The sequence below is a fragment of the Bacillus sp. JJ1503 genome (assembly GCF_036965125.1).
Lineage (GTDB): Bacteria > Bacillota > Bacilli > Bacillales > Cytobacillaceae > Cytobacillus.
This window is the reverse complement of record NZ_JBALOZ010000173.1, coordinates 1-12,090: the sequence shown is the minus strand read 5'-3', so window position 1 is coordinate 12,090 and position 12,090 is coordinate 1. Positions and strand designations below refer to the sequence as shown.

General features: G+C 37.8%; 11 protein-coding genes and 1 pseudogene. 11 read left to right on the top strand and 1 reads right to left on the bottom strand.

The annotated features are described in order from the left end of the window. From leuD to V7149_RS13930, 11 genes are all read left to right on the top strand, one after another. The coding region (gene leuD / locus V7149_RS13980; RefSeq protein ID WP_335346230.1) for a 3-isopropylmalate dehydratase small subunit at positions 1-374 on the top strand (374 nt) is incomplete at its 5' end. Between the two features lie 110 nt (positions 375-484). Next, positions 485-1,549, top strand: a complete 1,065-nt coding sequence (locus V7149_RS13975; protein ID WP_335346229.1) for an ABC transporter substrate-binding protein — start codon at positions 485-487, stop codon at positions 1,547-1,549. A 95-nt stretch (positions 1,550-1,644) separates the two neighbouring features. Next, on the top strand, positions 1,645-2,460 hold the full coding sequence (locus V7149_RS13970) for an ABC transporter ATP-binding protein (RefSeq protein ID WP_335346228.1): 816 nt from the start codon (positions 1,645-1,647) through the stop codon (positions 2,458-2,460). After that, the gene (locus V7149_RS13965; RefSeq protein WP_335346227.1) at positions 2,457-3,206 is read left to right on the top strand and encodes an ABC transporter permease; all 750 of its coding nucleotides are present in this window, start codon (positions 2,457-2,459) and stop codon (positions 3,204-3,206) included. The genes V7149_RS13970 and V7149_RS13965 overlap by 4 nt, the downstream gene beginning before the upstream one ends. 41 nt (positions 3,207-3,247) lie before the next feature. After that, a complete protein-coding gene (locus V7149_RS13960; protein WP_335346226.1) occupies positions 3,248-4,024 on the top strand; it encodes an ABC transporter permease in 777 nt (258 codons plus the stop codon). 179 nt (positions 4,025-4,203) lie between these two features. After that, the gene (locus V7149_RS13955) at positions 4,204-5,448 is read left to right on the top strand and encodes an MFS transporter (RefSeq protein WP_335346225.1); all 1,245 of its coding nucleotides are present in this window, start codon (positions 4,204-4,206) and stop codon (positions 5,446-5,448) included. A 33-nt stretch (positions 5,449-5,481) separates the two neighbouring features. After that, on the top strand, positions 5,482-6,081 hold the full coding sequence (locus V7149_RS13950; RefSeq protein WP_335346224.1) for a flavin reductase family protein: 600 nt from the start codon (positions 5,482-5,484) through the stop codon (positions 6,079-6,081). 76 nt (positions 6,082-6,157) lie between these two features. Next, positions 6,158-6,769, top strand: coding sequence for an isochorismatase family protein (locus V7149_RS13945; RefSeq protein WP_335346223.1), 612 nt, complete (start codon positions 6,158-6,160; stop codon positions 6,767-6,769). A 38-nt stretch (positions 6,770-6,807) separates the two neighbouring features. Beyond that, positions 6,808-8,859: a hydantoinase/oxoprolinase family protein gene (locus V7149_RS13940; protein ID WP_335346222.1), complete on the top strand. Its 2,052-nt coding sequence runs from the start codon at positions 6,808-6,810 to the stop codon at positions 8,857-8,859. After that, on the top strand, positions 8,859-10,628 hold the full coding sequence (locus tag V7149_RS13935; protein WP_335346221.1) for a hydantoinase B/oxoprolinase family protein: 1,770 nt from the start codon (positions 8,859-8,861) through the stop codon (positions 10,626-10,628). The genes V7149_RS13940 and V7149_RS13935 overlap by 1 nt, the downstream gene beginning before the upstream one ends. A gap of 25 nt (positions 10,629-10,653) precedes the next feature. Beyond that, the gene (locus tag V7149_RS13930; RefSeq protein ID WP_335346220.1) at positions 10,654-11,451 is read left to right on the top strand and encodes an enoyl-CoA hydratase/isomerase family protein; all 798 of its coding nucleotides are present in this window, start codon (positions 10,654-10,656) and stop codon (positions 11,449-11,451) included. A gap of 449 nt (positions 11,452-11,900) precedes the next feature. Here the strand turns inward: V7149_RS13930 and V7149_RS26540 are convergent. After that, positions 11,901-12,026, bottom strand: a pseudogene (locus V7149_RS26540) (tyrosine-type recombinase/integrase); the annotation flags it as partial. Positions 12,027-12,090 lie beyond the last annotated feature (64 nt).

Genomic DNA, 12,090 nt, shown 5'->3' with positions numbered 1-12,090 from the left:
CTCCATGGTCAATAGTGGATTATGGCATCAAAGTGATTATTGCGCCAACATTCGCGGATATATTCTATAACAATTGCTTTAAAAACGGAATATTGCCAATCGAATTAAGGGAAGAAGAAGTGGAGCTGTTATTTCAAAAAACGGCCGACTCAAATGGTTACCAGCTATCGATAGATTTAGAAAATCAAATTGTAACAGATAATGATGGATTTATTGGTCATTTTCAAATAACACCATACCGAAAAGAGCTCTTGATTAAAGGACTGGACGAAATCGGCTCTACCTTACAATTTGAAACACAAATTGCCTTATTTGAAAAAAACAGGAGTATCTATTATCGTCTTGATTCCAATATGTTTATACAAAACTCTTAATGTAAGCGGAAAACAACCTAAAAGCCAGTTGGAATCAATTTATTCAAATCAAAAAGAACAAAGCAGCAATACAAATTATCTCTTATCCTGAAAAAATGAGGAGGATTATTATGAATTGGAAAAAAATGATTAACTTGAGTAAGTTAGCTGCTATGAGTTTGTCTCTAATGTTGATTGCTGCAGGGTGTAATACACAAGACTCAGCGACTGAAACAACTACAGATGGTAAAGGTGAGAAAAAAATCGATGAAATTGATATTTCTGTTACGCATTACCCGACTGGCTTGTATGCAGTGCCATACGATGTAGGAATGGAGAAAGGATTTTTTGAAGAAGAAGGAATTAAAATTAATAAAATCATTGGAAGCAGTGGTGGAGGAACTACAGTAAGGAATGTTTTATCTGGAGATCTTCCGTTCGGTGATGTGTCTGCGTCTGCAGTCTTCCAATCATATTTGGCGGGTGCCCCGTTGAAAATTGTAAGCGGAGGAGTACAAAGTGTCGGTGATGTAGTTTATGTTACACGAAAAGATTCAGATATTAAAAAAATTGAAGATATTGTTGGGAAAACATGGGCGTTTACGAATCCAGGATCAGTGACAGAGACTACCTCCCAACTTGTTTTTGATGCTGCAGGAATTGATCCGAAATCATTGAAACTAGTGGCTTCAGGTGGGGTGAGTGAAGGGTTAACATTATTGAAAGCAGGAGAAGTGGACACATCACTACTGTTAGAACCGGCTTATTCAGTTCAAAAAGATGACTGGAATGAATTGTTACGCGTATCCGACCTTGTTCCTCATTACCAACAAAGTGTGATTATTACTAGTCCGCAGGTGATTAAGGAAAACCCAGATCTTGTTAAACGCTTTCTTACTGCCTATCAGAAATCGGTAGAATGGACATACGCTAATCCTGAAGAAGCAGGTAAGATTTTTGCTAAGTCCGCAGAAATTGACGAAGCAGCTTCTATAGCCGCAATTATCAGCTTAAAGGAAGCGAAACATTGGAGTAGCAAAATCGAAGTAGATTCTATCAATAATGTAATCAAGGGTATGAAACTTGCCAATACATTAAAAGAGGGTCAGGAAATCGTCTGGGAAGAAATTTTGAACATGGACTTCCTTCCTGAAGACCAACGATTGGATCCATCCTTACTAGAAAGTAATAAATAATTGTTCTTTAATGATTACAGCGGTTAGATATGATTTCCTTTTTTTGAATAACCGCTGTAATTACTATAAATCTTAGAACAAAGGGGAGGATACATATGGCTGAACCATTAATGAAAGTTGAGAATCTGACAAAAGTGTATACAAGCGACTCAAAAGATGTAGTCGCTTTACAGGATATTAATTTTACAGTCGAGAAAGGGGAATTCATCTCGATTGTTGGTCCAAGCGGATGTGGCAAAACAACATTATTAGAGGTATTGTCTGGACTGCGGCAGGCGACTTCGGGTTCGGTTAATATCAAAGGAGAAGCAGTAAATGGTCCCCAAAGGTCCATTGGAATTGTCTTTCAAGAAGAGTCTACTTTTCCCTGGAGAACTGTTGCAGAAAATGTAGAGTTTGGACTTCAAATGCAGGGTAGACCAAAGGCAGAGTATCGAGAAAAGGCAAAAAAAATGATTGAGCTCGTAGGTTTAAAAGGGTTCGAAAACTCATATCCTCACCAATTGTCGGGTGGAATGAGGCAAAGAGTGGCTATTGCGCGAACATTAGTAACCGAGCCAGAAATTGTTGTCATGGATGAGCCGTTTGGAGCATTAGATGAACAAACCCGACTGATACTAGGAGGAGAACTCCTTAAAATTGTAGAAAAAACGCAAGCGACAGTAGTGCTTGTCACTCACAGTATTCAGGAAGCTGCTCTGTTATCAGATAAAATTGTCGTCTTGTCCGCTAGACCAGGGAGAATTAAGCATCTGATTGAAAGTTCGCTGCCGAAACCGCGTGATGCCCATGCTTTGACAACTCCTGAATTTGCAGAAATCACACAAAAACTCTGGTCAAGCCTAGAGGAAGAATCTTTAACGAAAAAATCAGTAATCGAATACAAGGAAAACAAGGTGGTAGGACAATGAGTCTTCATAAAGTTGTCCAAATTCTCATAGTCACCAGTTTATTAGTTTTATATGAAATTGCTACACGTATGTTATGGCTGGACCCATTTACTTTTATCCCTTTTTCTACGATGTTTATGAATATGATAGAAAACTTAAGTAATCCAGAATACGTAATAAATCATTTTGGCCTTTCAGCTTTGGAAATTTTGGCTAGCTTTATTGGAGCGGTGATTTTTGGAATTCTTTTTGGAATCATACTTTGGCGTTCAGATTTTGCTCATCATGTTCTTCAACCGTACTTAATGCTATTTTATGCGATTCCTTTTTTTGCTTTATATCCTATTTTTATTAGTGTTTTAGGTGTGGGGCAATTACCAGTCATTATTATAGGATTGCTGTTTTCAATGCCAGCAGTGATTACTAATACAGCAATTGGTTTCCGTGAAATTCGTAAGGTTCTTGTAAAGGTTGGATACTCGTTCAATCTTTCGTTCCGCCAAATGCTGTTGCATATTTATTTTCCGGCAGCATGGCCGTTTATCTTCACAGGAATTAAACTTGCTGCGGCCTATTCTATTATTGGTGTGCTCGCAACAGAGTTTATCTTGTCTGCTCGCGGATTAGGTTATACTATTTCTTATGCTTATAACAATTTTGATATTAATGGGATGTATGGTTCAGTTCTCCTTGTAATCATGATCGCTTTAATTGTTAATATCGTCCTTGGCTTTATCGAAAATAAGGTGTACAGAAGAAATATGTAATAGCCTAACAAAAAGCCTACATTGAAAGAGAGGAGAGTTTCATGAAATCAATTACTTCAGATCAAAAGTGGTATAAAATTGGAAGGTTTATGGTCCCCGTAGTAATTATCCTTTTATGGCAGATTATTTATCAAATCATAGGAGCGCCAGCTATGGCTTCTCCTTGGCAAAGTATTGCTGATTTAGGCAAAAACGCAACGATTTGGCTGGGGGATATGGGTAACACTCTTATAACTCTGTTAATCTCTTTTTTAATTGCAGCCATATTGGGTGTAACTCTTGGTTTTTTTATTGGATTAAGTTCTTTTTGGACAAAAACAATCTCTCCCTTGCTATTAGGATTATATTCGATTCCAAAAGTGACACTATATCCAATTTTTCTTTTAATCTTTGGATTAACAATTCAAGGAAGAGTAGCATTCTCTGCTTTTCACGGAATCTTTCCCATCATGATCATCTGTATGGAAGCAACGAGAACGGTTCCTAATATTTACCTTAAGTTAGCAAAGTCCTACCGTATGAGTTTTGTGCAAAAAGCAAGGCAAATACTTATCCCTGCAATTATGCCTCAATTAGTAGTCGGCCTTCGTATGAGTTTCAGTCTTTGCTTTTTAGGATTAATATTGGCAGAAATGTTTGCTTCCTATGAAGGATTAGGACACCGTTTAGTTCATTATATGTCGCTTAATGAACCGGCAAAAATACTGGCGCTGATCCTCATTATTATTTTTATTGCATTTTTCTTTACTTACTTGTTTCTTCTTTGGCAGGAAAAGAACGAATTAAAGATTGGTAAGCGTAAAATGAATTTATCATAATTCAAAATAACCGAGTTTGGGTTCATATATTGTCATAAAAATATCGCAATAAATTCGGTTGCCTGCATTCTGTAATACGACTTAAAGTCGTTGAATTTATTAAGAGCAATAGCATAAAGGGCAGTAACGTAAATCTGGGTAATGGGGAGTCAGTCTTTAGAAAAAGAGATGAGTAGCTTATGAGTAATCTAATGGTGAAACATAGAACGATTCCTATAGCTGATCCATGGCGTATGCTAGGTTTCCTATTTTTGGCTCAGTTAATGGTTGCCTTTGTAGGGAGGAGTATTGGGCCGCTAGGTTTGTTAATAGGGGAGGATCTTTCTTTATCAAAATCCCAAATTGGCATGCTACCCGCGGCTCTTTTTTTTGGCCAGGCCATGGCCTCCATTCCTTCCGGATATCTGACTGATCGGATAGGTTCTAGGAAATTGCTTTTAGTGGCAGCTTTATGTTTAGGGATTAGCTTTTTATCAATGACTTTTCTCTTGAATTTCTGGATGGTCATAATAATTGTGGTGATAGGTGGAGTCGGTTATGGTTCTATGCATCCAGTTACAAACAGGGGGATCGTCTATTGGTTTCCTCTCCGGCAGCGTGGTACCGCTATGGGGATTAAGCAAACCGGCGTAACTGCAGGTTCTGCTCTTGCCGGACTTCTTTTACTTCCTTTGAGTGCGAAGTTTGGTTGGCGTCCTGTCCTATTAGTTGCTTGTATTCTTTTGCTGTTTGGCGGGGTACTTTCCTATTATTTTTATAGAGATCCGCCAGAACAAAAGCAGTCCAAGGTTCATTCAGATTTGGGCATATTCTATAAATCAATGTTTAATATGCTGAAAAACAAACCTTTAATGCTCGTAAGCTTAAGTGCAATGGGGTTGAACGGTTCTCAAATGTGCTTAAATACGTATATTGTTTTATTTGCCTATGAAAAGCTTGGAATCTCCTTGTTTTTATCAGGAATGCTCCTAGTGATTTCAGAAGTAAGCGGTACACTTGGGAGAATCGTTTGGGGGATGATAAGCGATCGCTTGTTAAATGGCCAACGAGTAATAATTTTAATGATGATTACTTTTTTAACAGCCGTTTCGAGTATGACCATCGCATTTATCCCTTCCGCTTCTTTTTGGGTGATGGTGCCTATCATTGCGATTTTTGGTTTCGCCGTTTCGGGATTCAATGGAATATGGATGAACCTTGCAAGTGAGTTGGTACCGCCAGAGCAATCAGGGATTTCAAGTGGTATTAGCTTAACTTTAGGCTCGGTCGGGGTTATGATTGTTCCTCCACTTTTTGGATTGATGGTCGACCAAGCCGGAAGCTTTACAAATGGATGGCTGCTGATCACAGGGATAATGGTTATTGTTTTTACAATGTTAAGCTACCTTTCCATTATAAATAAAAGAAGCAATGCCGCAGTTTAATGCAAAATATTGATTTGGAAGGAGATTTACAATATGGAATTTGATCCGTCTAAACTGGGTAATAAAGAGGTATATAAATTATTGACCGGGGCGGTTGTACCAAGACCAATCGCTTGGGTATCTACGACCTCGGAAGAAGGCGAGCTCAATCTCGCACCTTTCAGTTTTTTTACAGTAGCCTCGAGAAATCCGCCTATGTTATGTATTTCTATTGGACCGGGTGTCGGAGAGCGAGAAGGTACGGAAAAGGATACATTAGTGAATATACGTTCTCAAAAGGAATTCGTTATTAATATTGTAACGACTCCACTCGTTAACGAAATGCAAAAAAGCTCGGAGAACCTTCCGAGTCATGTGAACGAATTTGAAGCGTCCGGACTCACCCCGATTGATAGCTATTTGGTAAAACCGAAACGAGTAAAGGAGGCTCCGATTCACATGGAATGTAAACTAGAACAAATCATCCAACTTGGCAGTGACCACTTAATTATTGGAAGGATGATCCATTACCATATTGATGATGAGTATTATTTAGGAAACTATAAAGTTAATCTGGAAAAATTACAGCCACTTGGCAGGCTCGCGGGAAACTACAGTGAGAATAAAGATTTTTTCACACTACCAAAACTATAAAGTCTGCCGTACTAAAATTAAGCTTTAAAGAAATGATAGATTTACAAGACCGAAAAATTTATTAAAGGAGGATTTCATGACAGAGAAATTCCAAGGATTTGGAGAAAATATCAGTTTTGGAAAGAGACCTGCAGTCCTAGTAGTTGATTTTATAAACGGCTTTACAGATCCAGAATGTAAGCTAGGATCTAATTTAGATAATGAAATTAACCGAACTAAGAAACTACTTGATGAAGCAAGAGCTCATGAAATTCCAGTGATTTTTACTACAGTTGTGTATGAACCTCATTATCAAGATGGTGGATATTTTATTGATAAGGTTCCAGCACTGAAATGTTTGTTGCATGGAAGTGAGTGGATTAAGGTAGATGAGCGTCTTGAAAGGAGAGATGAAACAGAGCCACTTATTCAAAAGAAGTATGCGAGTTCTTTTTTTGGAACATCACTGTCCTCTATCCTTTCATATAAACAAATAGACACACTTATTATTGTAGGTTGTACAACTTCGGGTTGTATTAGAGCTACTGTTGTTGATGCCCTTCAACATGGATACAGATCGATAGTGCCTGAAGAGTGCGTAGGTGATCGATCTCAAGAGGCTCACCGAGCAAATTTATATGACATACAGACTAAGTATGGTGAAGTAATTAGTGTCAATGAGGTATGCGAATATATTAAAGGTTTATAAGAGATATTTGATTTTATTAATTTTAGGAGGATTAGCATATGTATAGGGTAGCAGTTGATGTAGGAGGAACATTTACTGATATTGTTCTTCAAAATGAGAATACTGGTGAAATTATTGGAACAAAAACTCCTTCAACTCCTTCAGATCAATCGATAGGTTTAATGAATGGAATTAAGAAAATTTGTGATGAAAACAATGTAGATATCTCTGAGGTTCAATCAATTATTCATGGAACAACTGTAGCAACGAATGCTGTCCTGGAAGGAAAAGGAGCCAAGGTTGGTCTAATAACGACTGAAGGGTTTGAACAGATTTTACACGTTGCAAGATCATGGACACCTGCCCCTATCAGTGCGTGGATGGGGTTTTTAAAACCAGACCCTCTTGCTGATCTTGTTTATACAAGAGGAGCAAAAGAAAGAATAACTGCTCAGGGAGAAATCCTCATAGCTCTTGATGAAGAACACATATATAAGGAGATTCAATCACTTTACGATGAAGGAGTTGAAAGTTTAACTATTAGTCTTGTAAACTCCTATGCTAATCCTACCCATGAACAAAGGATTCGTGAAATAGCTGAAGAAATTAACCCTAATATACTAGTTAGCATTTCATATGATATTTTGCCTGAATTCCGTGAGTATGAAAGAACACTTACAACTGTTATGAACTCCTATGTACGTCCCTCAATGCAAAAATACTTAAGTAATATACAAATTAAACTGAAGGACCATAAACTTAATAGTCGTATTAGTATTGTTCGTTCAGATGGTGGATTAATGAGTATACCAGCTGCTTCTTCACGTCCAGTTCATACAATGCTTTCTGGACCATCAGGTGGTGTTACAGCATCTGCAATGATAGGTATTCAGACTGGGAATCGCAATGTAATTTCCTTTGATATGGGAGGGACTTCTACTGACGTTTCGTTAACCTTTGATGGGAAACCACGTGTATCTCGTGAAACCAAAGTAGGGGTTTTTCCAGTAAAATCTCCGTCTCTAGAAGTAGTAAGCATTGGAGCGGGTGGTGGTTCTATTGCTCATGTCCCTCTAACAGGTGCACTTCGTGTAGGACCTCAGAGTGCAGGTTCTGAGCCAGGACCAGCAAGCTACAATCGAGGTGGAAAAGAACCAACAGTTACTGACGCCAATGTTGTACTTGGTTATTTACCACCAAGCCTTGTAGGTGGAGAAATGAAGTTAAATGTTGAGGCTGCAAAGAAAGCACTAGAAAGTGTGGCTGAAAAGTTAAACACTGATATTTACCGTGCTGCTCAAGGTGTATACGATATTGTGAATGAGAATATGTATGGAGCTACTCGAGTAGTTTCGGTAGAGAAAGGGTATGATCCCCGTCAGTTTTCACTTCTTGCCTTAGGTGGAGCAGGTCCACTTCACGCAAATGCTCTAGGAAAACTAACAGGAAGTTTCCCAGTGATTGTTCCGCCTACACCAGGAGTGTTATCGGCATTAGGATTCTTACAATCTGATATTCGAAATGAGTATTCAAAAACATATATTCAAACCATTAGTCAACTTGATAGAACTATCCTCATTTCTGAATTAAATAAACTTCATCTTGAATGTGATGAATGGCTTGAACAAGAAAAAGTTCAAGTGTTGCAACGAAACATTAAGTTTGAAGTAGATGTACGTTATTTTAGACAGGGTCACGAGATCCCAATGGAGGTGACTATAGAAGAGTTAGAAAAAGAAGGACCACTTATTTTATCAAAGCGTTTTGATGTAATCCATGAACAAATTTATGGATTTAAGATGGAAACAGAAGTTGAAATTGTGAACATTAGAGCCGTGGCAATTGGAAAAGTTTTGTCCCCGTCCATCCCACTTTCAGATGAAGGAACTGAAGACGCTACTCATGCAATAATAGACGAGGATCATGAGGCCTATTTCAATGGAGAGTTTGTTAATACACCTATCTATGAACGAAATTTATTAAGGCCAAAGAATAAGTTGGAAGGTCCAGCTATCATTAGTCAGAAGGATACAACTACATTAGTCTTACCGGGTTACACAGCGGAAGTTGATAAAAATATGAACATCCTTATTAAGAAAGGAGATTTATAATGACGAAAATTGATTCCATTACCGTTGACATTATTGAAAACGCTTTAAAGAATATAAAAGAAGAAATGGATGTAACGTTATTTCGGTCAGCTATGTCTCCAGTAATCAGAGAGCAGCATGACTGCTTCCCGATGATCACAGATTCAGAAGGTAAGATGGTGGTAGGAAACTTCGGTTCACATGTTCCTGAAGTCGTAAAGCAATTTCCAGAAGGAATTAATGAAGGCGATGTTATTTTTGTAAGTGATCCATATAGTTGTGGAGGTTCGATTTCTCATGTTAATGATTGGATGATTATATTACCTATTTTTAGTGAAAATAAACTTGTTGGCTATTCATCAATGTTCGGGCATGTAATGGATGTTGGCGGCCCAGTTCCTTCTAGTATGCCTGTAACGGCAACTTCAATTTATGGGGAAGGTGTTCGTTATCCACCAGTCAAGCTATATGATAAAGGTGTATTAAATGAAGCAATTATTAGAATTATTAAAGCTAACACAAGAACGCCAATGGAAAACTACAGTGACTTAATGGCAATTGTTGCCTCATGTCGAACAGCAGAAAAGCGTGTAAAAGAACTATGTGAACGATTTGGTGTAGAAGCTTATTTTGGTGCATTGGATGCATTGTTAGAGCGTACTAACAAAATGATGCGTCAATTGATTCAAAACTTTTTACCAACGGAACCAGTTTCGTTCGAAGATTACATTGATGATGATGGTTTAGGGAATGGTCCTTTTAAAATGAAGCTTACTATATGGCGTAATGGAGACCAAGCTTATTTTGACTGGACTGGAACAGATAAACAATCGCCTGGGCCGATTAACTATTTTTTAAGTGAACCAATGTTTAAAATGTTTATTGGTGCCTTCTTAATTTCAGTATTTGATCCAGCTATCAATTTTAATGATGGTTTCTATGATGTACTTCACGTAGAAACACCAGAAGGAACTTTAATGAGACCAATTGAACCAGCTGCTCTTGGTTGTCGTACCCACGCATTAAGTCGGTTGTTTGATGTGCTAAGCGGAGTACTATCTATTAACACACCCCAGAATAGCCCTGCCGCTGGATATGGGACTAGTCCGTATTTTATTTACTCCGGCTATGATGAAGAGAATAACTATTTTAATCTAATGGAAGTTATGTATGGAGGGTTACCAGGTCGACCAATAGGTGACGGTCTTGATGGACACTCATGGTGGCCAGCATTTGTAAATATTCCAACTGAGTATCTCGAAACCTATTATCCGTTGCGTGTAGAATACTATCGTACCGGTATTGATTCTGGAGGTGCTGGGCTCCATAGGGGTGGAAATTGCAATGAAAAACTCTATACCTGCCTTGCACGTGGTACCGTTTCCATTCATGATGATCGTGCTACTCTGCAACCTTGGGGAATTAATGGTGGAGAACCAGGTTCTTCATCTTCAAAACTACTAATTAAAAAAGATGGGACTAAAATCCCGTTGGCTTCTAAGGTGGACAACATTGAAGTTGAACCAGGAGATCAAATTTTGTTCATTACAGGTGGTAGTGGTGGATGGGGAGATCCTATTGAACGTGGACCAGAAAAGGTTTGTTTAGATGTGAAAAGAGGATTAACTAGCATTGACAAAGCCAGATCTTCATATGGAGTAGTGCTTAAACCAGTGACACTAGAAATAGATAAAGAAGCAACATTGATGCAAAGAAATCAAATAAAAAGCAATAGAGGCAACTTAGCAGCTTTTAACTTTGGAAACCGAGGTGAAGTAGTAAAAGTTTAAAAAATCTTACTCAGGGGTGGATCAAGTGAAAGACTATAGTACATTGATTACAGAAATATCAAATAATGTCGGAAAAATTAAGTTAAATAGACCGAATAAAGGGAATTCAATAACACTAGAATTAGCGAAAGAATTATACGAGGTATCTGAATATTATAAAAATAACGAAGAAGTTAAAGTAGTGGTTTTAGAAGGTAATGGAAAGCATTTTTCAGTAGGAGGTGACCTTGCGTCATTTGCTGATACGGGGGCTAACATTACTGCTCATTTAAGAGAGGTAACCGTTTTTTTACACAAAGCAATTAACAATTTTGTAAGTATGAAGAAGCCAGTAATTGCTATTGTGAATGGTACCGTAGCTGGAGCGGGAATAGGCTTAATCTGTTCTGCAGATATAGTGATTGCTTCTGAAAAAGCTCAATTTGTTATGGCGTATACTAAAGCTGGTTTGACTCCGGATGGTGCATCTAGTTATTTTTTACCTCGTTTAATTGGAATGAAGAAGTCCTTGGAATTAACACTTTTAAATCGAATGATTTCAGCTGAAGAGGCAGAATCTTGGGGGTTAGTTACCAAGGTATGTAAAGAAGAAGAGATAGAAAGCGAGGTAAAAGAGATTGAAATTAATCTCGTAGAAGGCGCCACAGAAGCTTTAGGAAAAGCCAAAGCTCTTCTTTATGAATCTTTTAATAACTCACTATTAGAACAGATGGAATATGAGTCCTTAGAGATATCCAAAAGTGCCTCAACTTCAGAAGGTTATGAAGGAATCTCCGCTTTTTTAGAAAAACGGAAGCCTAATTTTATGAAAAAAGTTTACTAACAAAGGAAGTAGAATCGGAATAGGAAAGATAATTTATGAGAAAATATTGGGTAAACTTGTTGTGAATCAGAGGGGGAACTAACCGTATTGATCTTCACTGATTTGTCTATGTTACTGCACCCGAAAAGTTTTACATTATTGTGGTAGCACTTGTACCTTAACACGTGAAGCATAAGTGCATTGGCATTAATGGGTGACTATGCAAAATGTAGTTGAATTACAAAAAAAGTATTAATAATCTTAACAAGTGCAAAAAAATTATTCCTTTAATTAAAAATAAAAGGTCTGGATATTATTCCAGATCCTTTTATTTTTTCTAAAACTTCGACAAAGAATCCAATACATCCGCCAAAACACTGTATGAATCCTTCAGATACCTGCTCGTTGTCGTAATGTTGCTGTTGTCGGCGAGCTCCGTACTTTCACATTGGATAGCTCATATACACGAAGGCATGCGTAAGTAAATAAATTATTGCTTGCTCTCTCCGGAACTTTTCCTCCGGATATACTCCCCTGCTTTTGACGGGTTTCTTCCTTATTATATATAAAAGATCTTCAAACTCCTCCTCGGTTAAGACACATGATGTTCTCAAAATGAATTCATTAATATCCTGATTAATTGGAAATTTAGAGAATAGC

Bases quoted from the DNA above. Each gene is read 5' to 3' on its own strand.
- V7149_RS13970 (WP_335346228.1), top strand. From the start codon at position 1,645: ATGGCTGAACCATTAATGAAAGTTGAGAATCTGACAAAAGTGTATACA.
- V7149_RS13945 (WP_335346223.1), top strand. From the start codon at position 6,158: ATGACAGAGAAATTCCAAGGATTTGGAGAAAATATCAGTTTTGGAAAG.
- V7149_RS13940 (WP_335346222.1), top strand. From the start codon at position 6,808: ATGTATAGGGTAGCAGTTGATGTAGGAGGAACATTTACTGATATTGTT.
- V7149_RS13960 (WP_335346226.1), top strand. From the start codon at position 3,248: ATGAAATCAATTACTTCAGATCAAAAGTGGTATAAAATTGGAAGGTTT.
- V7149_RS13965 (WP_335346227.1), top strand. From the start codon at position 2,457: ATGAGTCTTCATAAAGTTGTCCAAATTCTCATAGTCACCAGTTTATTA.
- V7149_RS13975 (WP_335346229.1), top strand. From the start codon at position 485: ATGAATTGGAAAAAAATGATTAACTTGAGTAAGTTAGCTGCTATGAGT.
- V7149_RS13935 (WP_335346221.1), top strand. From the start codon at position 8,859: ATGACGAAAATTGATTCCATTACCGTTGACATTATTGAAAACGCTTTA.
- V7149_RS13955 (WP_335346225.1), top strand. From the start codon at position 4,204: ATGAGTAATCTAATGGTGAAACATAGAACGATTCCTATAGCTGATCCA.
- V7149_RS13950 (WP_335346224.1), top strand. From the start codon at position 5,482: ATGGAATTTGATCCGTCTAAACTGGGTAATAAAGAGGTATATAAATTA.